The organism is Chryseolinea serpens (genome assembly GCF_900129725.1).
Taxonomy (GTDB): domain Bacteria; phylum Bacteroidota; class Bacteroidia; order Cytophagales; family Cyclobacteriaceae; genus Chryseolinea; species Chryseolinea serpens.
Map to the genome: position 1 here is coordinate 568116 of NZ_FQWQ01000002.1, position 24219 is coordinate 592334.

General features: G+C 49.7%; 22 protein-coding genes. 10 read left to right on the forward strand and 12 right to left on the reverse strand.

Annotation, left to right across the window (positions count from 1 at the left end; genetic code table 11):
• The first annotated feature begins 147 nt into the window (after positions 1-147).
• Positions 148-2529, forward strand: coding sequence for a TonB-dependent receptor (locus tag BUB30_RS16410; protein ID WP_073136034.1), 2382 nt, complete (start codon positions 148-150; stop codon positions 2527-2529).
• Between the two features lie 25 nt (positions 2530-2554).
• The gene (locus tag BUB30_RS16415) at positions 2555-3592 is read left to right on the forward strand and encodes a PepSY-associated TM helix domain-containing protein (RefSeq protein ID WP_073136036.1); all 1038 of its coding nucleotides are present in this window, start codon (positions 2555-2557) and stop codon (positions 3590-3592) included.
• Positions 3593-3617: 25 nt separating this feature from the next.
• On the opposite strand, the gene BUB30_RS35640 is transcribed toward BUB30_RS16415, so the two are convergent.
• From BUB30_RS35640 to BUB30_RS16430, 4 genes are all read right to left on the reverse strand, one after another.
• Positions 3618-4667, reverse strand: coding sequence for an ABC transporter permease (locus tag BUB30_RS35640; RefSeq protein WP_245804113.1), 1050 nt, complete (start codon positions 4665-4667; stop codon positions 3618-3620).
• Positions 4664-6271: an ABC transporter permease gene (locus BUB30_RS35645; RefSeq protein ID WP_245804114.1), complete on the reverse strand. Its 1608-nt coding sequence runs from the start codon at positions 6269-6271 to the stop codon at positions 4664-4666. The genes BUB30_RS35640 and BUB30_RS35645 overlap by 4 nt, the downstream gene beginning before the upstream one ends.
• Positions 6268-6618, reverse strand: a complete 351-nt coding sequence (locus BUB30_RS16425; protein ID WP_073136038.1) for a PadR family transcriptional regulator — start codon at positions 6616-6618, stop codon at positions 6268-6270. Before BUB30_RS16425 ends, BUB30_RS35645 begins: the two co-directional genes overlap by 4 nt.
• A gap of 196 nt (positions 6619-6814) precedes the next feature.
• Positions 6815-8488, reverse strand: coding sequence for a GH39 family glycosyl hydrolase (locus BUB30_RS16430; protein WP_073137310.1), 1674 nt, complete (start codon positions 8486-8488; stop codon positions 6815-6817).
• Positions 8489-8789: 301 nt separating this feature from the next.
• On the opposite strand from BUB30_RS16430, the gene BUB30_RS16435 reads away from it, so the two are divergent.
• Positions 8790-9110: a PadR family transcriptional regulator gene (locus tag BUB30_RS16435; RefSeq protein ID WP_073136040.1), complete on the forward strand. Its 321-nt coding sequence runs from the start codon at positions 8790-8792 to the stop codon at positions 9108-9110.
• A 6-nt stretch (positions 9111-9116) separates the two neighbouring features.
• Entirely contained in the window at positions 9117-11699 is a 2583-nt protein-coding gene (locus tag BUB30_RS16440) for an ABC transporter permease (RefSeq protein ID WP_073136042.1), read from the forward strand.
• A 28-nt stretch (positions 11700-11727) separates the two neighbouring features.
• Here BUB30_RS16440 and BUB30_RS16445 read toward each other — a convergent pair whose 3' ends face one another.
• The gene (locus BUB30_RS16445; protein ID WP_073137311.1) at positions 11728-13284 is read right to left on the reverse strand and encodes a glycoside hydrolase family 43 protein; all 1557 of its coding nucleotides are present in this window, start codon (positions 13282-13284) and stop codon (positions 11728-11730) included.
• A 399-nt stretch (positions 13285-13683) separates the two neighbouring features.
• Here BUB30_RS16445 and BUB30_RS16450 point away from each other — a divergent pair, with 399 nt between their 5' ends.
• The 5 genes from BUB30_RS16450 (at position 13684) to BUB30_RS16470 (ending at position 16402) form a co-directional block, all read left to right on the forward strand.
• On the forward strand, positions 13684-14016 hold the full coding sequence (locus BUB30_RS16450) for a metalloregulator ArsR/SmtB family transcription factor (RefSeq protein ID WP_073137312.1): 333 nt from the start codon (positions 13684-13686) through the stop codon (positions 14014-14016).
• On the forward strand, positions 14006-14509 hold the full coding sequence (locus BUB30_RS16455; RefSeq protein ID WP_073136044.1) for an SRPBCC family protein: 504 nt from the start codon (positions 14006-14008) through the stop codon (positions 14507-14509). The genes BUB30_RS16450 and BUB30_RS16455 overlap by 11 nt, the downstream gene beginning before the upstream one ends.
• A 6-nt stretch (positions 14510-14515) precedes the next feature.
• Positions 14516-14893 (forward strand): MauE/DoxX family redox-associated membrane protein, encoded by a 378-nt coding sequence (locus BUB30_RS16460; protein WP_073136046.1) that lies wholly within the window; start codon positions 14516-14518, stop codon positions 14891-14893.
• Positions 14894-14922: 29 nt separating this feature from the next.
• Positions 14923-15339 carry an SRPBCC family protein gene (locus tag BUB30_RS16465; RefSeq protein WP_073136048.1) on the forward strand — a complete coding sequence of 139 codons (417 nt, stop codon included), beginning with the start codon at positions 14923-14925 and terminating at the stop codon, positions 15337-15339.
• 634 nt (positions 15340-15973) lie between these two features.
• Positions 15974-16402: a DUF302 domain-containing protein gene (locus BUB30_RS16470; protein WP_073136050.1), complete on the forward strand. Its 429-nt coding sequence runs from the start codon at positions 15974-15976 to the stop codon at positions 16400-16402.
• A gap of 53 nt (positions 16403-16455) precedes the next feature.
• Here the strand turns inward: BUB30_RS16470 and BUB30_RS16475 are convergent, their stop codons facing one another.
• Entirely contained in the window at positions 16456-16950 is a 495-nt protein-coding gene (locus BUB30_RS16475) for a hypothetical protein (protein ID WP_073136052.1), read from the reverse strand.
• Positions 16951-17250: 300 nt separating this feature from the next.
• Here BUB30_RS16475 and BUB30_RS16480 point away from each other — a divergent pair, with 300 nt between their 5' ends.
• On the forward strand, positions 17251-17814 hold the full coding sequence (locus tag BUB30_RS16480; protein WP_143164958.1) for a hypothetical protein: 564 nt from the start codon (positions 17251-17253) through the stop codon (positions 17812-17814).
• A gap of 18 nt (positions 17815-17832) precedes the next feature.
• Here BUB30_RS16480 and BUB30_RS16485 read toward each other — a convergent pair whose 3' ends face one another.
• The 6 genes from BUB30_RS16485 to BUB30_RS16510 all read right to left on the reverse strand — a co-directional run bounded on the left by BUB30_RS16485 (position 17833) and on the right by BUB30_RS16510 (position 24144).
• On the reverse strand, positions 17833-18348 hold the full coding sequence (locus tag BUB30_RS16485; protein WP_073136056.1) for a flavodoxin family protein: 516 nt from the start codon (positions 18346-18348) through the stop codon (positions 17833-17835).
• 83 nt (positions 18349-18431) lie between these two features.
• Positions 18432-19511, reverse strand: a complete 1080-nt coding sequence (locus BUB30_RS16490) for an AI-2E family transporter (protein WP_073136058.1) — start codon at positions 19509-19511, stop codon at positions 18432-18434.
• 269 nt (positions 19512-19780) lie between these two features.
• The gene (locus BUB30_RS16495) at positions 19781-20689 is read right to left on the reverse strand and encodes an NAD(P)/FAD-dependent oxidoreductase (RefSeq protein WP_073136060.1); all 909 of its coding nucleotides are present in this window, start codon (positions 20687-20689) and stop codon (positions 19781-19783) included.
• Positions 20690-20768: 79 nt separating this feature from the next.
• Positions 20769-20993 carry a putative antibiotic biosynthesis monooxygenase gene (locus tag BUB30_RS16500; RefSeq protein ID WP_073136062.1) on the reverse strand — a complete coding sequence of 75 codons (225 nt, stop codon included), beginning with the start codon at positions 20991-20993 and terminating at the stop codon, positions 20769-20771.
• 90 nt (positions 20994-21083) lie between these two features.
• Positions 21084-21941 carry a helix-turn-helix domain-containing protein gene (locus BUB30_RS16505; RefSeq protein WP_073136064.1) on the reverse strand — a complete coding sequence of 286 codons (858 nt, stop codon included), beginning with the start codon at positions 21939-21941 and terminating at the stop codon, positions 21084-21086.
• A 115-nt stretch (positions 21942-22056) separates the two neighbouring features.
• Entirely contained in the window at positions 22057-24144 is a 2088-nt protein-coding gene (locus tag BUB30_RS16510) for a helix-turn-helix domain-containing protein (RefSeq protein WP_073136066.1), read from the reverse strand.
• Positions 24145-24219: the final 75 nt, after the last annotated feature.

The window sequence follows — 24219 nt, forward strand, 5'->3', positions numbered from 1 at the left end:
ATAAATTCGCGGTATGTGGCTAATGCAAACGTATGAACCCGCCACAAGTCAAAATCCATGTCCATCATAAGATCGGGCCGGGGTTGGTTTTTACGATATTTTTCTATCTTCGCGGCTGTTTATTTGTAATTAATCTAAATAAGAATAATGAAATTCTTGTCCAAATACCGCGAAATCAGCCTTTTTACACGCTTTTGTTTCATCGCATTCCTGTTATTGTCCACCGCAACCTTTGCTTTGCCCGGAAACCCGGAGGAGAAAAAAGCCAACCTGACGGGTATCATTATGACTAGTGATGGACAGCCAGCGCCGGGGGTATCGGTCTATATTCAGGAACTTAAAAAGGGTACGCTTACCAGTACCAACGGCGAGTTCAGCTTTAACAACATTCCCCCCGGCGACTATCACCTGGAGGTGTCCATGCTGGGTTTCGAAAAGGTAACGCATGCGGTATCCGTCGGCCCCGATGGAGCAGCGTATGTTAAAATAGAACTCCAGGAGAATTCCATGACCTTGGATGAGGTGACCGTTGTGGGCGGGGGAAACCGGTTTGCCCGAAAAGAAAGCGATGACATTTCCAAAATGCCGCTGGGCAATATGGAGAACCCACAGGTATACACCGTGGTGAGCAAAGAGTTGATGAAAGAGCAAGTGGTGACCGACTACAACAGCGCATTCAAAAATGTTCCGGGTGCGGGCATCTCTGAAGTGAGAAACCAAGGAAGATCAAGCAATATTTCCAGGGGCTTTTCCACGCCACAGCTTGTGCGCAACGGAGTAGGAAGCTTTACCTATGCCACCGTTGATCCTGCCAACCTGGAGCGCATCGAAGTGATCAAAGGCCCTTCGGCTACGCTCTTTGGAAGCACGTTGTCTTCTTTCGGCGGACTCTTTAATCGCGTGACCAAAAAGCCATTCGATATCTTTAAAGGTGAGATCTCGTATTCGGCTGCCAGCTGGGATCTGAACCGCTTGACCGTTGACGTGAACACACCGTTGACGGAAGACAAGAAGGCTTTGTTGCGGGTCAACACCTCGCTTCACAGCGAACGCAGTTTTCAGGATGCGGGCTTCAGCCGGAATTTTATGATCGCTCCCAGTTTTTCGTACAAGGCCAGCGACCGGCTCACGCTGATGCTGGATGCCGAGATCAGCTACTACAAAGCCACCTCCCCCATGCGTGTAGCCCCGTATACCAAAGGTACCGCGCATGACGTGCGCGAGTTGGGCATCCCTTACAAGTTATCCTTTGCCAACAATACCATTAACTACACCACCCAACAGTATAATATTTACGCCCAGGCCAAATACAAAATTTCCGACAGCTGGACGTCGCAAACCCTGCTGTCGCGCACGCGCTCGTCGTCTGATGGCTATGTGGTGGGCTTGACCATATTGACCGACAGCACCTTAAGACAGACCGTAACGAACCAGGAGTATCCTTACTACGGCACCGACATTCAACAGAACTTTATCGGTGATTTTAAAATTGCGGGCATGCGAAACCGGATCGTCGCCGGTGTGGATTATTACAGCCTGCGCGCCACCCGCAACGATGCGTCCGTTAACATGCCGGCGCTGAATTTCAAAAAGCCGGGTGCGGCGTATAATAATTTTACGCTGCAAAATGTCGCGCCCTTATTTGCCAAAGCCAAGTATACCAACTTTGTGAGCGTGAACGAAAACACGTATAGCGCCTACGTTTCGAATGTGCTGAACATCACGGACCGCCTGCTGGCCATGGCCAGTTTGCGAATCGATCGCTACATGAATAAAGGAGCCTACTACCCCAGCCAGGACTCCACGGCAGGCAACTACAATCAAACCGCGTTATCGCCAAAGTTTGGAGCCGTGTATCAGTTGGTAAAAGATAAGGTATCGGTATTTGGCAATTATATGAATGGCTTTAGCAATGTGAGCGGCGCCGATTATTCCGGCACCACGTTCAAGCCCAACTGGGCCAATCAACTCGAAGGCGGTGTGAAACTGGACTGGACAATTGTTGCTGCCACGCTCAGCTATTACAACATCTCCGTCACCAATGTAACACGGGACGATCCGGATCATCCTAATTTTTCGATCCAGGATGGCACCCAGGTGAGCCGTGGCTTCGAAGCCGAAGTAATTGCCAGTCCGGTCCACGGATTGAATATTGTCGCCGGCTATGTTTATAACGACAGCCGCTATACGCGCAGCAATCCGTCGGTTGAAGGTCTTCGTCCAACCACGGCTGGTCCTCCGCGCATGGCCAACCTTTGGGTGAGCTACCGCTTTGTCAATGGAAGCGCACAGGGATTGGGCATTGGCTTCGGCGGCATTTATGGAAGTGACTCCTATCAGAGCAATACGGAGACGTTTGCCTTCGTCGTGCCTTCCTATACCGTACTCGATGCATCTGTATTTTATGATCAGCCCCGGTATCGACTCGGCCTTAAAGTAGACAACCTGACCAACGAGAAGTACTGGTCATACCGGCTCGCCGCACAGAATCCCACCCGGGTCACCGCGAACGTAACGTTCAAATTTTAATCAGGCTACACTCCACGACGACGCTATGACTTTTCGCAAGGCAATACAACGCATCCATCTTTGGTTAGGCTTCACTTCGGGTGCGCTTTTAATTGCCGTGGCATTCACGGGATGCATCCTGGCGTTCGAAGACGAACTGCGCTATGCCACGCAACATGAGTTACTTTACGTGGAAGCAGAAAATAAGCCATCGCTAAATGTCGAACAACTCCAAGCCGCCTTGCGGGAATTTGACCCAAAGCTAAAGCTGAACCAGATCCGGTTTTATGGTGATCCTGAGATGGCAACACAATGCTATACGCGAGATAAAAAGATCATTGCCGTTAATCCCTACACCGGGAAAATTCTGGGTGTGCGCGATACTTCGAAAGACTGGCTTTCGGTCATCCTGTCCTTTCACCGCACACTCCTGTTGGGAAAAACCGGGGAGACAATCATCCTGTGTAATGTGTGTATCTTTTTGGCCATGTTGCTTTCCGGTATTGTGTTGTGGATGCCTCCACTCCTGAAACAGTGGAAACACAATCTCTCCCTGAAGCGAAACCTTCCGCCCAAGCGCAGAAATTATGAGTGGCACCGGATGTTTGGGCTTTATGCCTGGCTTCCTTTGTTTTTGATTGCGATCACAGGGATCAGCATGGCCTGGGGGAGCGAAAAAAAAGAAAAACTAAAATCGTTGTTTGCTGCCAACCCACCCACCGGGAATATCTACGACCAGGTAGCCAGCCAGGTGCATCACCAGGAACCCATCGATGTGCTGCGGGTTACGTTTCCCAAGGATAGTAGTGATGTCGTTAGCATCAGTGTACGGTATGAAACGCTCGGTTTCCGAAAGCAAAGCAGTTTTAGTTTCGATCAGTATTCCGGCAAACTGCTAAAGACAGAATTGTATCAGGAGAAATCTTTTGGGCAGCGGTTTTTCGGATCGAACTATGAAATTCATACCGGCCGGATTTTCGGCGTGCCGGGAAAAATCATCATGTTCCTGGCCGGCTTGATCGCACTAAGTTTGCCCATAACCGGCTTTCTGATCTGGAAAGGGAAAAGGAACCGCGCTTCCTGAAGGCTGAGCATTCGACCGAAGTCCGTTATTCGCTCCTCAAAGACGTTACCGGGCTCATCAAAGCAGCTTTAACCGATTGAAAACTTATGGTAAACGCGGCGATGGAAAGCGCGATGAGTCCGGCCACCCCGAAGATCCACAACTGAATTTCCATTTTATAGGCAAAGCCCTCCAGCCATTGATCCATGGCATACCATGAAATTGGGGTGGCAATGAGGATGGCGATTAGCACCAGTTTTATAAAGTCACTTGATAATAAGGTAATGATGTTGCGCACATCCGCGCCCAATACTTTTCGGATCCCTATTTCTTTCGTACGCAGTTCGGCGGTATACGTAGCCAAACCGAGGAGCCCCAGACACGCAATGAATATGGCCAGGCAAGCGAAGGTTGTAAACAGTCTTCTGAAAATGAAATCAGATTGGTATTGGCGATTGAAGTCGTCGTCCAAAAAACTGTACAGAAACGGTCTGTGGGGTACCAGCCGGTTCCAGACCGTTTCTATCTCTTGAATGGTCCCCGGAATATTTTCCGTTTTTATTTTCAACGTCATGTAACGGCTTGCATAGGCCTCGAAGGGCAGGGTTAGCGGTTCGATCGCTCCGTGTAGGGAGATGTAGTTAAAGTCTTTTACAACACCGATCACCTGGCCTTTTCTTCCCCATTGATCAAATTTTTTGCCAACGATATCCGCAGGATTGGTATAGCCATATTGTCTTGCTGCTGCTTCGTTCACCACAAGCGCACTGGTGGAATCGGATGGAAACTCCCGGGAATACGATCTTCCGGCAACGAGTTTCAAACCAAAATGCGGAATAAAATCTATACCGACCTGAAAAATGGCTTGGCCCATTTCCTTCATCTCTCCGTCGGCAGTTTGTATTTCGGTGCCTGCATGCGGGAAGTAACTTCCCGGCACACTCCTGGAAAAGGCCGAAGATAGAACCGCTGGATTCGATTCCATTTCCGTTTTTAAGACCTGGGATTTTTTATTGACCACTTCATCGTAGTTGTAATCCAAAACCAACATGCGTTCCTTGTCGAATCCAAGATTCTTGTCCAGCAGTTGATTCATTGTGAATAGACGATGATCGTTCCCGCAATCAGCGCAATCGAAAGGCTGAATTGAAAGATCACCAATCCTCTTCTCAGGTTCACGCCACCGGCAGCCGATCGGGTGATTCCTTTTAAAACCAACGCGGGCGTGAAACCGGACAAGACCAAAGCGGGATATGAACCTGCCGCCAGTCCAATGAGGAGCACGCCACCGATGAGGAAAGGAATGGTCTCCCCATTGACGAAGCGCAGGATGACAAGTTCTTTTCCTGTAAAGTCAATCATGTAGGGTAAGGCAGCGAAAATGATAAGGACTGCCACCAACACGGATAGAAAAACGATGATGAAGGATTCACCCAAAAATTGAAAGATCAAACTACTCCGCTCAGCTCCAATTGATTTTCGAATGCCCACTTCTTTTCCGCGCTCCATGGATCTTGCGGTCGCGAGATTCATAAAGTTGATGATGGCAATGACCAGGATAAAAATGCCGATAATGGAGAACACATAAATGTTCGGCAAACTACCGGTCTCTCCGGGCTGTCGTTGTGCGGACGTTCTCAGGTAGACGTCTTTCAGCGGTTCAATGCTAATGGTATAATTGGGATCCTTCTGCACCCGGGATAGGAAAGCCGGGATTTTTTGTTTGAAGGCAGCCGCATTGAACTGTTCCTTCACAAGGAAATAAGTATAGGAATCCACATAGCCCCACTCATCGAATATGTCGGGTCTTGACTTCTTAAACGTGCTCATGGAAAGCAGGGCATTGAACCGGAAGTGCGAATTGGAGGGCACGTCTTTCATGATCCCCGTCACGGTGTAATCGCCAGCGTTCGACCTTCCTGCCGCTTCGCTGCCTTGCAATGACTTGCCGATGGGATCGGCATCACCAAAATATTTTCTGGCGGTGCTTTCGGTAAGAACGATGCTGTAGGGAGCGGCTAATACCGTCTTCGGATTGCCGCGCACCAATGGCCAGCTGAATATCTCAAACGCGGTGGAGTCCATAAAGAAAATACCATCCTCCTGGTATTTCTTGTCTTCATAGGTCAGCAAAATGTCGGCCCTGCCCGAGAATTGAACTACTTTCTCAATCTCCGGAAAATTCTGGAGCAGCGCGGGTCCAATCGGCGCATTTCCCCAAACCCAAAATGGATTTGCTTTTGCACTCTCTTCCGAATCCTTTGCCGATTTGTATCCATGGGTCACCCGGTAGATCCGGTCGCCTTTTTCGTGGTAGTTGTCATAGGATAGTTCATCCTGCACAAACATGAAAATGAGAAAGCAACACGCCATCCCCAACCCAAGTCCAAAAATATTGATGACCGAATAGGCTTTCTTTTTCACCAGGTTTCTCCAGGCGATCTTAAAATAGTTTTTGAACATGGCGTATTGATTTAGCGTGGGAGTATGTCTAACATTTTTCAACAAGATGGGCCTGAGCAGCTTGAGCATTTCCCAGGCATACATCCGTTTTGCCTTGGCCTGCGAGAATTGCTCGACATGATCGAAGAAAAGTTCTTCCATATCGCCTTCGATCTCTTCCAGGTATTCTTTTTTTAAAAAGAACCTTAGGAATTTGACGGGCCATTCGGGTGGATTGATTTCGGTGGGTTGCATCATATTACTTTCAACTCGTGCGCCACTGTCCCTACCGTTGCCGCTATGGAATCCCACAAGCCGGCACGGATCTCCTTCATCTCTGCCAACACTTTGTGCGCATACGAAGTCGTGGTATAAATGCGCTTGCGCTTCCCTCCTCTTTTCAGCGTGGTTTCGCCAAATTCAGAAGTCAAAAATCCCTTCTCTTCCATGCGCTTCAGGGCCGATTGAATAGATCCCACACTGAGTTTCTCTTTCAAACGATATTCAAGTTCCCGTTTGATCTCAACGCCATAGGCATTCGCTTGCAGGGTGGCCACGGTCAATAAAACCAGTTCTTCAAATTCACCGAGCTTTGTTTTCTTCATGATCACGGATATTAATCGTAATTGCAGTAAATATAACAGAATATTTTATTCCATATTGCAGTAAATATCAAAAAATGACTTTCCATGGGGCTACGGCCCGATCATCGCAATACTGCGGAACTGGGCTCGTGCTTTTCAGTAAATTATTTCAATGTCTCGGTGAGCATTCCTTGTAAAAGGGTACAATCATTCCCTTCTACCAACTCAACTGCACCAGCGACACACCCTGCCTGGGCAACTCAAACGGCAAGACCGCCTTCCCATCGGGGACGTCTTTCCATTCGGGCGACGTGTAGAGTTGCAGCTGCCCGGCGCTTTCCAATGCCTGGTATTGGTCGGGTGTCACCTGTTGAGGGCTGCCCAGGGATTTCCATTTTTCAAATGCATTGCTAAAACGCTGGTCTACGCGATAGTGATGCACCATGACTTTGCGCGCCGCGATACCCTCGACGGTAAGTTCGACAGAAGAAGCGGCACCGCTTACATTGTCGTCGTGATAGTTCCATACCAGTACCCACACCGAATTCTGTTTTGCGCTGGCCATCGCGTGGACATCGTTTTGTTGGGTCACTCCCTTGGCGATGATGTCGGTGGCACTAAGGCCGTTGTCCGATCGCACCGAAATTCTCCTTCCTTCCATCATACCAAACATGCGGAATACGTTCAGCACGGGTTTGTCAACCCCATGCGTGGCGAGGTCGCGAAAGCCGGCAAACCACTCCTGGTCTTCAAACTCAAACGACCAGCTAACGGCGCCTTTCAGATTCACTTTGTATTGATCCATCAGGTCATAGATCCTGGCAAACGATGAGGCGGTATAGCTGGAATACATCGTTCCATTGCGGTAGCCATATTTGGGCTCTCTCCTTTCCGAGCAGGCCGCGCACCCCTCGGGGTCGCATTCACCGACAATGACCGGGATGTCTTTCAATTCCGGAAACGAATTGACCGCTTCAAACGCTCTTTGGATATCCTTCAACTGCGCTCCCATATTCATGCGGATATGCCCGTCTGTGATTTCGGGTGAGCCCTTGGCATGAAAACCGATGTATTGCAGCGGCGTTCCCGTTTTTCCTGTAGCATAGTTCTTGCCGTGAAGACAATGCTCTATGAAGTTGGTGAGGTAGCGATACGCCTTATCACTTCGCGGGCTGGTGGTGTGTGGTCCTCCTATGGTGCACTCCGGGCAAGCGCGCTTTAGTCCATCCGCGGCATAGTCATACATCTTACAATACTCCTCGAATGTGCCCGACCAATAACCAATGTCCGGTTCGTTCCAGACTTCCCACAGCCAGGTGGTGACTTCTTGTTTTCCATAACGGTCAATCGAGTGCTTTACCCATTGGTACACCAATTCCCGCCATTTATTATAATCTTTCGGCGGATAGGTCCAGCCGGTCCATAGATTGCCACCCTTGCTCCAGGTGTGTTCATAGGGTTCCGGCTTGGACGAAAGGTCTTTGGGCATGAAGCCGATTTCCATGAGCGGCTTCATCCCTCTCTTTATATATGTGTCCACGATGCTGTCGACAACGGTCCAGTTGTAAACCGGTTTGCCCTTCTTGTCTTCTTTATAAGCATCCGTGTAGCCCCATTTGAGATCGGGGCCTGGACTGTTGCCTTTCGAGGTCAGAAGATTGTGTGCTCTTACATAGACCGTGACCGGACTTAGTTGCTTTAATTCTGTCAACAACTTCTGACCATCTTTCCGGGTGGTGTAGTTGGGTTCATCGTACCCGAAGAAGGACCAGAACGGCGTCATCTCTCCTATCGGTTTTGAGACGTCTACGTGGATGGCTACGGGTGATTGTTGTGCAAAAGAAAATCGCAAACCAAAGAGCAGGATCATTAATAATGTAGCGCGACGCATATAGGCGGTCTTGGGTTTTGTTTTGGCTAGTCCTTGAAAATTAAAAATCAACAAACGGGTTAAGGAACAGGCGTTCCCCTCCTCGTGTGTTTTTAAGTGTCGAATTTACGATTATAACGGTTTGTGAGAATGTTTGGAAATAATCGCCGTCTTTCTTTATGGATGTCCTCCCCGCGTCCATCAACGGTAGAAACAACTGCTCGACCACTAGCCCTGACACCCAATTGCTCAACCTGATTTCCTGACCGAAGTTTGGAATATTTCCGGATACGTTTATATTTGTTAGACAAATCGAATAGAAATGCCGAAAGAATATCTCGGGGAATTTGAGGAGCTGATTTTAACGTTGGTCGCCATCCTGGACAAGGAGGCGTATGGGAACGCTATCGTCAAGGAGATTGAAGAACAGATCCACCGGCAGGTAAATCTCGGGGGCGTTCACGTGACGCTCTACCGGCTTGAGGACAAAGGGTACATCAAGTCGCGCGTGGGCGGTGCTACCAGCGAGCGGGGTGGCCGGAGAAAACGATTTTTTACCATCACGGCGGCAGGGCTTGCCCTTCTGAAATCGATGAAGGAAGATCGTCAGCATTTATGGAAGTTAATCCCTCAATTGAAATAAAAGCGCATGGAAAAGCCACAGTTGCCCAAATGGATCGTTGTCATGCTTCGCTGGATTTGTCCGGCGGAGTTGTTCGAGATGATCGAAGGTGACCTGATCGAACAGTTCAACGCGGATGTCCAACGGTTTGGGCCTGCACGTGCACGACGCAAAGCCATCCTCCACGCCCTCGATTTTATCAGGCTGGGCATTATTGCGAGAAACGGCATGCCCTCCTTCAATGTGCCAATGACGTTCCACTTTTTCCGGTTTTTCTTTCGGGGAATGAAAAGGCACGCGGGATATTCCTTCATCAACATCAGCGGGCTGGCCCTTGGATTGGCGACGGTATTGCTGATGATGATCTATGTATTAGACGAGTATCGCTACGACAGATTTTATAAAGACTCCGAAAAGATCTTCCGAATCGTCAGCAAGATCGACATGGGAGGTGAAGTCCTCCACACGTCCTTTAGCCCCAACGCACTTTCCGATGCCATCAAACAGGACTATCCCCAGATCGAGTATGTTACCCGCGCCACGCTCTTTGGCATGTCGCAACCGCTGACGTCCGACAAAAGTGAAGTCTATGCTCAGGGGCTTGCCGCGGACCAGGCATTCTTCAACATCTTTTCCTTTACGTGCATCGAGGGGAATCTGGCCACGGCACTGGACCCGTCAGACTTAAGCGCCATCGTGATCACAAAAGATCTGGCGACAAAACTTTTTGGACAATACCACGACGTCGTCGGCAACACGCTCCGAGACGGACGTCATATCGCGGCGGTCATTGAGAATGTTCCCAACAACTCCCACATCCGTTTTGAGTTTGTAACGGGGTTTATGCCATACTCCCCTGGGATGGCCATTTGGGGTAATTTCGGATCGTATCACTATGTGAAGTTTAAAGACACCCGCAACGTTCCGGAAGTCCAGCGCAGTTTGCAAACGCTCATGATCAGTCGCCTGAATGCCGATCCCCATACCGCCGGGTTCAAGGGCGCGCTCCGTTTTCAACCGCTGACCTCCATCCATTGGGATGACGTCACCTATTCCATGGAACCTGCCGGGAAGGGAAACAAGCAGTATGCCATCATTTTTTCCGTGCTGGCCGTCTTCATTCTGGCCATTGCCTGCATCAACTTTACAAACCTGGCCACCGTGCGCGGCATCAGGCGAGCAAAAGAGATCGGCGTTAGAAAAACCATTGGCGCCGTTCGGTTTCAGTTGGTCACACAACTGTTGGGTGAATCGCTGATCGCTGCCACCATCGCCATGAGCATCGCGTTGCTGATCGCAGCGTTGGCGCTTGAGCCCTTCAACGCACTTACGCAAAAGCACCTCGCTTTTGACTATCAAAGCTTTGGGGTGCCTCTACTGATTTCTTTTGGAGCGATGATCCTGTCCGGCATATTGTCGGGGATCTATCCCGCCTTTGTGCTCTCGTCGGTCAAGGCCTCTTCCCTGATGAAAGGCGCCCCGTCTGCGAACATCGGCGGAGGATACTTGTCGAAGTCTCTGGTCGTACTTCAGTTTACATTTTCCATCATGATCGTTTCCGGGACGCTCGTGGTCTATTCACAACTCCAATACATCCAAAACAAAAATCTTGGCTATCAACGTGAAAACATTATCCGCATTCACAAGGGGTCTAAAAAATATACATTGCTTAAAGCAGCACTCCTGACCCATCCCGGCATCAAATCCGTTTGTGCTGCCGATCAAAACCTGACACAAGTCTTCGGTGCAGGGGGTATCGACTGGGCGGGACGAACCACGACCGGTGCGGTACTGGTTCATTCGATTGCCGTTGATCCGGATTTTGTGGAGACCATGAAGATCTCCCTCGTAAAAGGCCGGAATTTCAGCCCCGACGGAAACCTCGACACGGCCTCGTTACTTGCCAATGAAGAAGCAGCCCGATTGTTTGCTATCGGCGATCCGATTGGCCTACGTGTTCAGGGGATCAACAAAGGTGGTGCAACGGTAGTGGGCGTCGTACAAGACTTTCATTTTAAATCGATCCATGAGAAAGTGGCACCCATCCTGATCCAGAGAAGGGACAACGAATTCAATTACAACAATATCATGATCCGCGTCGAGGGCGACATGCAACAAAATATCGCCACCATCGAAAAAATCTGGAAACAGTTCAATGCAGAGGATCCCTTCCTCTACAGCTTCATGGACGATGATTTTGCGTCGTTGTATCGCGCGGAGGAAGTTACCGAAACACTGTTCAAACTTTTTGCGGGACTCGGCATCGTCATTGCGTGTCTTGGATTGTTTGGTGTGTCATCCTTTACGCTGGAGATGAAGAACAAAGAATATTCCATCCGGAAAGTGTTCGGAGCATCTTCCTCCTCCTTATTTTATTCTTCAACGATCCATCATTTGACCCTGGTCTTCATCGCGACGATCATTGCCGGTCCATTGGCCTATTATTTTGCGGCGCAATGGCTGGGCACATTTGCGTATCACACCGCGCTATCGATTTATCCGTTTGTCATCGCGGGCCTCGTTTCCATCGTGCTCGCCTTTGCAACCGTCGCCTATCAATCTGCCCGCGTCGCCGTCACAAAGCCGAACGCGATACTTCGGGCGGAATGAAGCGCTTCGTGTCCTATCTCCCGCGACATCATTTTTCAGGCATCGTCCGGGTAGCGATCTGATCCTCGATATGGAAAAAATCAAAGTCGGCAAATCCGCCGATCATTTTGGTGGCATAGTTGAATAAGCCGAAGCGGTATCCCATGAAGTGTGGCAAGGTGTAGGCCATTTTAAGTTTTGCATCGACTGCCGTCCACGACTTGCCATCGAGGCTGTAGAAGAAAGTGGCGGTGTCGTTGAGGTTGAGAAAGTCGCATTCGATTTTGAAGTAAACGGTCTGCTGCGTAAGCGCGGCGCTGAACTTCTCCACCGGTCTCCCGGATTCGGCGCTGATCATCACCACTGATTTTGTCCCGCCCATGTTCTTCACACCAATCAGACCGTACCTCTTTTGCAACAAGGCAATCCCGGCAAAGTCTCCATCTTTCATCCTTGCTACATCCAACGAGGTGGTCCCGGAACATTGCGGGCCGATGGTGCGCTGTGTCAACGTGTTTCTGGCCGACACAAAGGAGGTATCGAGCCGCGCAGTTTCAAGACGCAGGTATCCCTTTCTTTTTGTTATCGACCAATGCGCAGGGTCTGGGTTATGATTCCATTGCCATACCAATGGCAATGCAGGCTCATCTTTCTTGCGCGTAAACTCGTCGGCCGCAACAATATTTGGAATCAGGCCCATGCCCGGCGGAAGGTTGAGCGTCGTTGGCACTTTGCCTTCCACGCCCAACACCGGCCAGCCGTCTACCCAGGTCACGGGAACCAGGTAAGGTATTCGCCCCACCGAACCGAAATCGCGAAACAGGTAGGCGTACCAATTTCCATCGGGGGTGTCGATAAGACCACCTTGTGCCACACCCAGATCCTGGAGGGCGAGCCTTCCTTCGTAGGGTCCTGTTATTTTATCCGCCCGGTGGATCACAACGGTGCGCATACCGCCTTTTGGCCAAGTGATGTTGAACAGATAGTACTTCCCGTTGACTTTAAACAATTGAGAACCTTCGGCAGGAAGACCGACATTTTCGCCGGCGGGTAAACTGGCATTCTCGATCACCACTTGTTCTGCCGTGCCCGGTTTTACACCCGAAACATCGGCATTCAGTTCAACCAGCTTGATCTTCCCTCCGCCATACACCAGGTATACACGGCCATCGTCGTCGAAGAACAGTGAATTATCGTGATATGCGGGAGAAAATGCCGAAACTTTCCACGGTCCCTTTTCAATGTCGCGCGTTGTAAAAATGTAGGTCTTGCCCGTGGTCTGCGCGAATGTGGTCACATAATATAGTCCATCGTGGAAGCGCAGGCTGCTGGCCCAGGAGCCCCAGCCGTAGGAATTTTTCCCATGGTTGAGGTTTAGTTCGTCCATGTCGGCCAGTGTATCATAAGCGTAGTTGACAAGCTTCCAGTTCACAAGATCTTTGGATTTCATGATGGGCAACCCCGGACTCATGTGCATGGTGGTGCTACTCATATAATAAGTGTCACCTACGCGAATCATCGCCATGTCGGGAACATCGGCAAAAATGATCGGGTTCTGAGCCTGGCGCACTTGCCCAGACACCGGGGTGATGGCAACAGCCGCCACGAAGACAAACCATAACGCACGGGTTCCAGGTGCCGATTTGTGAGGTCGCACAGGTTTAATGCTATCGAACCTGGGGAGACTTATGGCGGCGGGAATCAAAGTAAACAAGAGGTCCATCGGTTGGGTCAGCTAAGGTGCACTTTCGGTAGTCTACTATGGATATAGCTTATTATCAAGCCCTTTTATATCATGAATTTGTGCCCGCAATGAAAATCGCAAACATGGGCCTGATTTTACATAATTCGCTGGCTGTGAGCATGAAAAGAGCCATTTTTTGATCAGAAGCAGAAAATTTAGCCTTCTTTCTCAAAAAAAATCCAAAAAAATGTATCCGTAGTTAAATGGCTACGTATATATTTGTAGCCAAATAGCTACATAATCAATCAAAACGAATTGGGTATGAAACTTAGAAGAGATCCTTTTCAGGCCATAGCAGACCCCACCCGGAGGGCGATACTTGTTTTGCTTGCCGCGCAGACCATGACCGCCGGTGCTATTGCCGACAACTTTGCGACCGCGCGCCCCACCATCTCCAAGCACATGCAAATATTAAGCGAGTGCGAGCTGATCGAAGCGAGTCAGCAGGGGCGGGAAATTTTTTATCAACTGAGAGCTGACAAAATGAAAGACATCGATCAGTGGCTGGGGCAATTCAGAAAGATCTGGGAATCACGATTTGATCAACTAGACAACATATTATCAAACCTTCAAACAAAAAAAGATGAAGCTTAACCTACAATTCGACTTCCTGGTCGACAAGGAAAAAAACACCATTACCCTTCGCCGCGAATTTGCAGCACCTCGCCAGCTGGTTTGGGATGCGCACACCAAAAGCGAGCTGCTGGATCAGTGGTTTGCACCCAGACCGCTTACGACAAGAACAAAAACCATGGATTTCAGAGACGGAGGCCACTGGCACTACGCTATGGTGGAGGCTTCGGGAACCGAATATTGGGGTCGCCTGGATTACATCAAAATACAACCCATTGATCACTATACAGCGCTTGACGCATTTTCTGATGCCAACGGCAGCATCAATCCAAACATGCCCCGCGCCCATTGGGATGTGACCTTTCAAGACCTTGCAAAACATGCGCTTGTTCAGACGATCGTCACCTATAACTCCCTGAACGAGTTGGAATCGGTCATCAAAATGAATATGCAAGAAGGCATGACCTCTACGCTTGGACGATTGGATGATTTGTTACTCACACTAACCAAATAAGACGCCATGAAACAGAAGATCATTTTTATCGTGAGCCTGGTTTTCGGATTGATGTTCATCAACGCCGGGCTGAACAAATTCTTTAACTACATGCCCATGCCCGACAACATACCCGCGGAGATGATGGTAGCCTGGAGCGCGTTTATGAAGATCGGTTGGCTGATGCCGCTGGTTGGCTTCGCGGAGGTTCTGGGGGGCGTGCTCTTCACCATTCCAAAGACCCGCGCATTGGGAGCCCTGGTCATCTTCCCGGTGCTCATCGGCATTCTCCTGACCAACACGGTTACGGAACCCTCGGGTTTGCCCATTGCCCTGGCATTGCTGGCCATCAATCTCTTTGTGATCCTCGAAAACCGCCAGCGCTATCTTCCCATGATCAAATAATTCTCTATAACCCTAAAATCTTAAAAAACATGAATGCAGTAAAAATCACCGTTCAAGCGAACATCGCAGCAGACCGCAAAAAAGTTTGGGATTACTATACTAACCCGAAGCACATCACCAAGTGGAATTTCGCTTCCGACGACTGGCATTGCCCCAAAGCAGCCAACGACCTCCGGGTAGGTGGCAAGTACAGCGCCACCATGGCAGCCAAAGACGGAAGTTTCGGATTTGATTTTGAAGCGATCTACGATGAAGTGATCGACCAAAAGACCTTCACCTATACCATGGGCGATGGCAGAAAGGCCACGGCTGATTTTGACACGGTTGGCAATCAAACCAAACTGACCATCACGTTTGATGCGGAGACCGAAAATTCGGAAGAGATGCAAAGAGGAGGCTGGCAAGCGATTCTGAACAACTTCAAGAAATACGTCGAAAGCAAATAAAAGAGGCCAGGAAAAAAAACTGATGCCTGATCGAAAATCGACGGACATGAAAGGGCCGCTCAACATGGTGTTTTGAGCGGCCTTTTCTTTTACCTTCCAGCCACGGGGGCTCAGTGTACTTTCAGTTTTATAAATTCAATCAATGCCCAGACAAAGCCCGACAGAACAGCCAAAATAATTCCCACCACGACCATCGTGCCCAAGGATTGCGAAAAATCCGACCGATGTGTTGTGTGGTCTTCCCGGCCGGATGAGGGGCGAGACCATGGGTCTTTTAGGGAGAACATAGGGTTGCAGTCTTTCTGGTTACTTCATAAAAAACATAGGGCGCTTTGTAAATGTTCCGTTGGGGAGTTCAGGAGTCAGGAGCCAGAATTCAGGAGATAGAAGTTCAGGAGGGAGAATTTGGCGTTTGTTGGTGGTGAGTAGTTGTGAGGGAGTGTGAATGATGGATGGCGTGTGCTAATCAAAATGATTTGACGATCACCCCTGATGATGGGGGCGTGGCGCGACAATTTGTCTATGAGAATGTAAAGTTGACCGGTCTTGATGGCTGACAAGAATCAGACCGGACTGTGACAATTATTCAGGAGATTATCAATGAATTCAGGGTTATATTCGGGTAAAAAAAGCCATGCCCTACTACTCCCGAAAATTGACCCTTCCCTTTCAGGACGTTATGGAAAAGGTCACAAAAAATTTGCAGCAGCAAGGATTTGGTACGATCACGATCATCGATGTGAAAGATACTTTCAAACAAAAGTTGAGCATCGATTTTAGAAATTATAAGATCCTTAGCGCGTGCAATCCGCAGTTTGCTTACAAGGCCATCAGCTTGGAGTCGCATCTTGGCATCATGATGCCGTGCAACGTGGTGGTACAGGAACATGAAAATGGTGAGGTGGAAGTCACGGCGATCAATCCCCTGGAATCGCTGGACAAAGGAATCCGCACAGCACTGTTGAATGACCTGGTGTCGGAAGTAGACAACCGTCTGCGCGCGGCCATCGACAATCTTCACCGGCTGAGACCCGAGCCGCACACGGAGGCATTGCCGGTGTAGGTCTTCCCGTTCGCTCATTCAATCCTGCGCCAGGCAACGCTACTTCGTCCTGCTTAGTCAACAGCAACAGCCTGGCCTTTTTCGGATTTTAGTATTTCGGTTGTCACGGCGAACAGGTTGTGTTTGAAGAGTCGAAAATCTTTTATGAGTTCCGCAAAATCATTTTCCAGGGCCTCTTGTTCATCCCTGCAGGTCTGGGCTTCGTGTGTAAAAGGATTCTCCATGAGCCGGGCCAGGTTGGCCTTTTGATCCAATATTCTTTCGTCCAGTGCAACCCGTCTTTTTTCGATCTTGGTTTCTTGTGTCGACAATCTTCGCGTTTGTTCGAGAAGCGATCCATCGATCCGTCGCGCGAAATAGTCGAACATCAGTTTTCTGAAAAAATTTAATTCGTTATCAACAAAGGTGAGGTCGGATCTCCAATGTTCCGTCAAAGCGTAAAATGAACGCCAGGTATTTTCACTCGAATGCTCCAAAAGGGCAACATCTCTCCGGGCCACAGCCTTGCGTGGTCTGCGTTTCAGTGTTTCGAAGGTGGATGGGGTCATGTTGTTTTTTTTTACAATTTCGAAATTTCTACGTTGCCAAACACTGACGATCGTCAGGACCGTATCCTAATCTTTATCATTCCAACAAAGCCCCTCGGTGATTCTCAACCGGCACAAAAGAACCTGATATAAGTCACTCTCCTTTGTTGACTACCATCATCCGACGCTTTGAAAAAAAAATCGAGGTTTACTACGTGAAGGTTGACCGGTTTTTAAAACGCCGGGAAGTCGTGGCTTGCAAAGCTGGCCCCTTTCAAAAACGTATGCATGGTGAACCGCACGATCCTAAATCCGTACCTCATGAAACTGACATTACTATTCATCTTTACACTCTGCACCATGACCTGTCGTTATGGCTACGCGCAAGAAGAAACCCCTGACTTGCATTCACGTGTAAACCGATTCTCTTTTGGGGCCAGCGTCAACCAGCAAGGTCTCGACTGGGGCGTAGGGCTGGAAGCCAGCACGCCGGCGTTCTGGAACAAACGACTGTCCATCCGGCTGAAGAGCAACATGAACTGGTTTGAAGTATATCGGGTCGAAAGGCACCAATGGACGCGGTATTCGATTTACACCTCGCTCCTGGTCTACAACACGCGCATGATGGGAAACAGCAGGGCCTTCTTTGAAGCCGGGCCTTTCTTTATCGACCCCAATCAAAGTTTCACCAACGCGAAGCGGATCACCGGTGTCACCGGCGACGCGGGGGGAGAATTCTTTATTGTCCGGAATTCGCGTTTGCTGCTTTCTTATTTTTTTAGCGTGGGGTACGCCCACTGCACCGCGCATGCCGAAAGGCTGGAGGACAGCCCTTCCTACGGAAATGGCATTACTTTCCACAATGGATTTCGCGTCTACCTATAAGGCCCGCTCTTTATAACACTACTTGATAAACGCGTTGATCTTGTCAGCAAATCGTTCAAAGTCTTTCGACTCGACCCGGTAGGCGGTAGTGAATTTTGTGGGGTCCATGTTCTTTGATTCCAAGACCTCCTTTATCCACAGCTCCGTCACATTCTCGGGTGGCGTTTCAAGGATCGCGGTGAGTTCCTTCTCCAATCTCCACCGTTGGTTATCCTGACCGCCGCCGCATAGCGTAATGAAGGAATAGCGGACGATGAAATTCTTTTCCTCGTACAGAAATGTTCTTAACGGCGATGCCATTCTACCGGCCCACACTGGGGCCACGAATATAAACCGGTCATAACGTTCCATCGCCATTTCATGCGGCCGGATAGCGGGCTTCCGTTGGAAGAGAACATCGAGGAAAATGGACAGGGCCGTGCGTCTGCGGACCGTCTCGATTTTCAGGATCTCACACTTTAGTTTTTCCTGGAGGAGCTTCGCCAACTGCTCGTTGTTGTTGGTGAAGGAATAATAGACGACGATCGTGTTCATGATGATTTGATATTTATTGAAAGTGGGTCTACGCGATTACTTAGAATATACCGTCAACAAACAATTTTAAACGTCCGGAGCGGTTACACCTTCGTGCGCTTGCGTTCGTCGTCCTCTGTTCCCAACAACATGGAGACTGTTTTCCATTTCGGGTTATGATCCGCCACAAGTTTGGCGATGCCCAGGAAGGGGACAAAGAGGATCATGCCCGCTACGCCCCACAAGATCCCGCCGGCAAAGATCACCACCAACATCACCAGGGTGTTCACGTTCAGACGGCTGCTCACGGCAACCGGAAAAATGACGTTCGCCTCCAGGTATTGGACAAACGTAAAAACCCCTGCGATACCGATGGGATACCAGATGGAGTCGTAGGTGATCCACGCCATGGCCATGGGCAACAATGATCCGGCGATGATCCCTACATAGGGCACAACGGTGAGAATGGAAGCCATGAATCCGAAAAGAATGGCATGCGGAATTCCCAGGAGTAAGAGGCCGATGCTGTTTAGCGTACCCACGATCACGTACACCACCACCATGCCTTTCACAAAATTATAGTACGTCCCGATAGACAGGGCGATCATGGCGCGCAGGCTTTCGCTCCGCTCGTGCGGAAAAATTCTGCCCAATACCTTGATCCAATAGTGCCGGTAATAAAGCAAAAGGGCAGCGTAGACGGGGATGAGCACCAGCAACACCGTGGAGAACGCGGAAACCGAAATGGCGTTTCTTAAAACAGCCAGCAAATTGCTTCCCGACTGCTCCGCGATCCTGGCCAGCCAATGCTCCTGCTGGTCTTTGGAGATGGCAAACACGTCGGCCAGCGTCTTGCTCACTTCGTCTATGGAGCGATCGACCTTCGCTTGCAGCAACGGCCATTCGTCAAAAAAAGAAATAAACTGGCTCGCCAGCAACGCCGCGAGTAACACACCCACCATCACCAACAGCGAAAGCGAGACAGCGATCGCCCACATCCGGCTAAATCCCTTCAACTCGAGCCAACGGCAAATGGGATAGAGGATAAAACTGATGAGCAGCGCAAAACTGATGGGGATGAAAAGATCTCTACCAAAATAAAGGATCACGCCCGCATAGACCACCAATGGCACCATCCGCAGCGACGAAAGGCCGGATCCTGTTTCAATATTCTGACGTCGCATCGGTTTTTACTTTTTGATGTAGCCAAACCTAGCGTCATTACGGGAATTCCCGGATGACAAATCTCGTGTCCGAAATTGATTAATGTCAGGTTTCCTGGATCGTTCGCCTCAATCTATGGGGTTGCCTTTCTCCTCGTCCATACCGTCACTGGACGAGAGCGGCTCTGCCCGATCAAAATTCAAATACCTTACCGATGGACAACTCCAAACGCCTCATCGCGGCGACGAGGAGGCTCTCAAAAAATATGCTCGAATAGAGTCAGCCTTGTTCAGAACGCTTCGAAAACAAGTTCCCTATTTACCACCGCCCCGGCGGCTGTACCCATGGCCACCGCGTTTGCCACGGAACGCATCCGGGTGGTGTTGTCTCCACAAGCAAAAATTCCGGGCATGGTCGTCTTTTGAAAAGCATCGACCTTTACATACCCCTCCTCTGTCATTTCGCAGCCGAGGGTTTCGGGTAGGGTGCAATGCTGTTTAAAGGCGGGGCGCGCGTACAGGGCTTTCAAAGGGGCGACGGTGCCGTCTTTGAAAATGACTTTTTGAAGATGCCCCTGTGCATGTTCCAGTTTCTCAATTTCCGACTCTACAATTTTAATATTGCGGCCTTTGACCTTCGCGGTCTGTTCGGCCGTGAGCGTTGACGGTCCGTTGGTGAAGAGGGTCAGGTCTTTCGTCCAGTTGGAGATGAGGGCGGAGAATTCAAAGCCGTATTCGCCATTGCCCAGGATCCCGGTTTGTTCATTTTTCACTTCGTAGCCGTGACAGTACGGGCAATGAAGCACCGAGATGCCCCAGCATTCGGCATACCCGGCGAGGTCGGGCATGATGTCGCTGATGCCCGTCGCAAAGATCAATTTGCTGGCGCCAAACGTTTCACCGGATGCGGTTTGAATTTCAAATCCTTTCTCCGTTTTTTTCCCGGTGGTTGCCAAGTCGCTGACAAATGTCACGGTGTCGTACTTCTCCACCTGCTGTTTCGCGAGGGTCGCAATTTCTTTGGGCGTTTTCCCATCCTGGGTAATGAAGTTGTGCGAGTGGGGGGTTTGCCGGTTACAGGGTTTCCCGCTATCGATGATCAGAACTTTTCTCAGCGCCCTGCCCAACGCCATGCCCGCTGCGAGTCCTGAATAACTTCCACCAACGATGATCACGTCAAAATGTCTGTTCTCTTTCATTCGATCCTGTTTTGAAAATTGCTATTTGAAATAAGAAAGCGAGGGCTGCCCGGGCAACCCCGCGGTGTAGAACACCGTTTTATCTTTTTTCGTTTTTTGGTGAGATCAGGCCGATGATCAAATCCACAAAGGGCACACCAACGAATACGATCCAGGGAACTAACGACACGGTCAGCAGCAGCGTTCTTTGATACAAGGGCAGGCCAGACAATGCCTCACCAAACAGGTAAAGAAACAACGTGATCGACGGATAGATGACGACCCATATTTTCAAGGATGCCATCAACTTTGCTTTTGTTTTCATACGCTAGAAATTACTTTTTGAAATTTGTTTCCTCAAAAGTAGTTTCTATGATCTACTACCGGATAGGACAAAAATGTAGTTTGACAGGACTTATCTGAAATTGTGCCGGAATGCCTCGGGCGAATGTCCCGTGTGCTTTTTGAAGAAGCGAATAAAGTAAGAAACATCTTCATATCCCAGGTGGTAAGCCACCTGGTTTACCTGGTTTGACGTGGCCAGCAGATATCGTTTGGATTCCAGGATGATGTGTTCGTTGATCAGCTCAGAACATGTTTTGCCCAGCGTTGCCTTTGTGATGGCATTGAGCTGGTAGGGTGAAAGATTCATCATCTCACCATAGTCCGCCACTTGTTTATGACTGGCAATATGCGTTTCCAAAAGTTCTAAAAAATCCTCGAGCCGTTCCTGCGCATATGAGTTCACAGGGGTTGAAGGTGGCTTACTATTCTGGCGAACCAGTTCGATAAAGAAAATACCGAGATTTGCTTTGATCACCTCCCCGTATCCCTCCTGCTTCTCGGTATACTCCTCAAAAATATACGTCAATAGCGGAAACAACTTATTGAATCGACTCGCATCCAACGGATGCCAGTTTACCGCGCTTGCTTTGCGCAGGGGTTGGGCTGAGACCTTGTCATGGGGATGATAAAAATCGGGCTTGAATTCTATCAGGTATCCTGCACTTCTGGCTTTCAGGGTGTGTTGGTGGACCTGGCCCGGGCGCATCACGAAAACAGCGTGATCATGAACGTCGTACGGTACGAAGTCGATCTCATGACGGCCTGCTCCTTTTTTTAAGGCCAGGATGTAGAAGAAATCGTGGCGGTGAAGTTCCTGGACCATGTCTTTTCCATCCAGTAAAACGCTCACATCGCGGATGCTGAACCCATCGAAGATGGGTGCTTCTTTCGCGGTGGCTTTGATCTGTCTTACGGGAATGTTTTTCATGGGCCTTGTTTGAAGCTGAACGGCATCCGGGGGGAGAACGTTCATGCGAGGAGCCAGTGGTCAGTAGTCAGTAGCTAGTAGTAAGTAGTCAGTTGTCGGACGTTCATGTTGTTCACTAGAGATTTTTAAAATCGTCTTCCCATTTTTCCTTCATTTCTTCGTGCATCTTCCAGTACTTCCGTTCGATTTCTTTCATGACGGCGTCGAAGCCGGGGTGCTTTTTCAGGTTGTCGGCGATGGGGTCGGTGGGGATGAGGAGGAGCCAGTAGAGGAAGTTGTCTTGCTCGTTGGTGAAGCGTTTGAAGAGTTCCATCCCTTTGTTTGTGTCGCCCTCATAGGAGTAGTACATGGCCAGGTGAAGGTCTTTGTACATGGTGTGGTTTTGATCGGCGTAGTCCTTGAACTGACGAATATAATCCTCGCCCTTTTCTTTTTGGCCTGCCAGCACGTAAGCCACTCCAATCCTCAGGTATTCATGCTTAAAAATATCGAGGCCGAACATTTTCATCGTAGCCGTGGCGCTGTCGTAACATGACGCTGCGCCGGCATAGTCGCGTTGTATGAAGTCCATTTTACCGATCTCCTGCAAAATATCAAATCGCGTCGTTGCCTTCCTCCATCGCTTGCGCAGGCGCTCCGCGGCTTTTTTCGGATCGCGGTCCTGGGCATAGTGGATATAATCGTTTACATAGCCGGCAAAAAAATTCTTCGGGTCCAACTGCAGTGCCTTCTGGTTGTATTTCAATGCTTCGTCGAGAAATCCGTTTTGCAGGAGGGCGTTGCTGAGGTGGAAATAGCCAAAGCTCACCGTTGTGGAGTCGGCGCCTTTGTCGGCCTTCACTTTCCGGATCGCATACTCCAGGTACTTCGGAGGGTGGGGCACGTGGATGTTATAGAACTCCGTCAGGAAGTGAAGTACCAGCCCGGAATGCGGATCGTATTCCAGCGCTTTTTCAAGATAAGGAACGGAGAGCTCATATTGATGCTTCTGCGCGAACGACAGTGCCTTGGCAATCATGCTTTCGGCCGACCGGGCATCATACAAAATCGCTTTCTCGGCGAAGTCATCGACTTCGGCGGTGTAGCGTTTCTGGGTGTTAAAAATATCGAGATAATAATACACCATCGTGGCCGTGGCATAGGCAAGCGAGAATTTGGGATCTTTTTCGACGGCCTTTCTGAACCACGGGATGGATTCTTCCAGGTCTTTGGGACCGCTGCGGTAAAACAGGTCCCTGCCTTTCAGATAGTAGTCGTAGGCCACGGCATCTTCGGTCGGTTTCTTCCCGATGCGGCTGGCCTCCTCGGGCGTGATGATCACTTCAATTTCTTGTGTGATGTTCTTGGCCACTTCCTCCTGCAGTTCAAAAATATCCTTTGCCTCGCGGCGATATTGCTTGCTCCACAAATGCTTGTCCGTTTCGCCGTCGATCAATTGAATGTTCAGCACAATGCGGTCACCCAACTTCTGGCCACTGCCTTCGACAAAGTATTTCACATTCAGTTCCTTCGCCATTTCGGGAATGGACCGCGAAGCATTTCTATACTTCTCAACCGACGTGCGGCTGATCACACGAAGGTCCTGGATCTTTTGCAGATTGTTCAGGGTGGCTTCCATCAAACCGTTGACGAGGTAGACGTTTGAAGAATCGTTGCTGTCGTTTTTAAAGGGAAGGACCGCGATGGATTTTTCCGGTCCCTTGCCGTTGTGGTTTGTTCCGGGCCAGAAAAAGTATCCGGCCACGGCGAGCGCCAAAATTCCAACAGCCCCGGCAACCCACGCCAGCCTTACCTTCTTCTGGTGGGTGACCGGAAATTCCCGGTTCGATTCGGGGACGATCGCCGTTTCGGCGGGCGTTGTATTATCGCGCTTGCCCACTTCACCCGGCGGGTAGCCATAGTATTCGCGGAAGCACTTTATAAAATAGGATGTGCTGTTGAACCCCACCTGGTGCGAGACTTCGGAGACATTCTGGGATGTTTTCCGCAACAACTCCATGCCCCGCTTCAGCCGGACCTGGTTGATCAATTGGCTGACCGAGAGCTTGGTCTCTTTTTTCACCTTCCGCAGGAGGTTCGACCGGCTCATGCTCATTTCGTCGGCCAGCTCGGACACGCCAAACTGCTCATTCGCGATGTTTTTCTCTACGACGGCAGTCAATTCAATTAGAAAATCACTTTCTGGAAGGAGAGCATCAGCCATGGAGCGCGGTATGTTTCGGGTGTCGCAAACAGCCTCAATTTACCCTTTTCGAGGCCTACTTGCATCAAAATTTAC

Coding starts and splice junctions, on each gene's coding strand:
- BUB30_RS16410 (WP_073136034.1), top strand. CDS start 148: ATGAAATTCTTGTCCAAATACCGCGAAATCAGCCTTTTTACACGCTTT.
- BUB30_RS16415 (WP_073136036.1), top strand. CDS start 2,555: ATGACTTTTCGCAAGGCAATACAACGCATCCATCTTTGGTTAGGCTTC.
- BUB30_RS35640 (WP_245804113.1), bottom strand. CDS start 4,667: ATGAATCAACTGCTGGACAAGAATCTTGGATTCGACAAGGAACGCATG.
- BUB30_RS35645 (WP_245804114.1), bottom strand. CDS start 6,271: ATGATGCAACCCACCGAAATCAATCCACCCGAATGGCCCGTCAAATTC.
- BUB30_RS16425 (WP_073136038.1), bottom strand. CDS start 6,618: ATGAAGAAAACAAAGCTCGGTGAATTTGAAGAACTGGTTTTATTGACC.
- BUB30_RS16430 (WP_073137310.1), bottom strand. CDS start 8,488: ATGCGTCGCGCTACATTATTAATGATCCTGCTCTTTGGTTTGCGATTT.
- BUB30_RS16435 (WP_073136040.1), top strand. CDS start 8,790: ATGCCGAAAGAATATCTCGGGGAATTTGAGGAGCTGATTTTAACGTTG.
- BUB30_RS16440 (WP_073136042.1), top strand. CDS start 9,117: ATGGAAAAGCCACAGTTGCCCAAATGGATCGTTGTCATGCTTCGCTGG.
- BUB30_RS16450 (WP_073137312.1), top strand. CDS start 13,684: ATGAAACTTAGAAGAGATCCTTTTCAGGCCATAGCAGACCCCACCCGG.
- BUB30_RS16455 (WP_073136044.1), top strand. CDS start 14,006: ATGAAGCTTAACCTACAATTCGACTTCCTGGTCGACAAGGAAAAAAAC.
- BUB30_RS16460 (WP_073136046.1), top strand. CDS start 14,516: ATGAAACAGAAGATCATTTTTATCGTGAGCCTGGTTTTCGGATTGATG.
- BUB30_RS16465 (WP_073136048.1), top strand. CDS start 14,923: ATGAATGCAGTAAAAATCACCGTTCAAGCGAACATCGCAGCAGACCGC.
- BUB30_RS16470 (WP_073136050.1), top strand. CDS start 15,974: ATGCCCTACTACTCCCGAAAATTGACCCTTCCCTTTCAGGACGTTATG.
- BUB30_RS16475 (WP_073136052.1), bottom strand. CDS start 16,950: ATGACCCCATCCACCTTCGAAACACTGAAACGCAGACCACGCAAGGCT.
- BUB30_RS16480 (WP_143164958.1), top strand. CDS start 17,251: ATGAAACTGACATTACTATTCATCTTTACACTCTGCACCATGACCTGT.
- BUB30_RS16485 (WP_073136056.1), bottom strand. CDS start 18,348: ATGAACACGATCGTCGTCTATTATTCCTTCACCAACAACAACGAGCAG.
- BUB30_RS16490 (WP_073136058.1), bottom strand. CDS start 19,511: ATGCGACGTCAGAATATTGAAACAGGATCCGGCCTTTCGTCGCTGCGG.
- BUB30_RS16495 (WP_073136060.1), bottom strand. CDS start 20,689: ATGAAAGAGAACAGACATTTTGACGTGATCATCGTTGGTGGAAGTTAT.
- BUB30_RS16500 (WP_073136062.1), bottom strand. CDS start 20,993: ATGAAAACAAAAGCAAAGTTGATGGCATCCTTGAAAATATGGGTCGTC.
- BUB30_RS16505 (WP_073136064.1), bottom strand. CDS start 21,941: ATGAAAAACATTCCCGTAAGACAGATCAAAGCCACCGCGAAAGAAGCA.
- BUB30_RS16510 (WP_073136066.1), bottom strand. CDS start 24,144: ATGGCTGATGCTCTCCTTCCAGAAAGTGATTTTCTAATTGAATTGACT.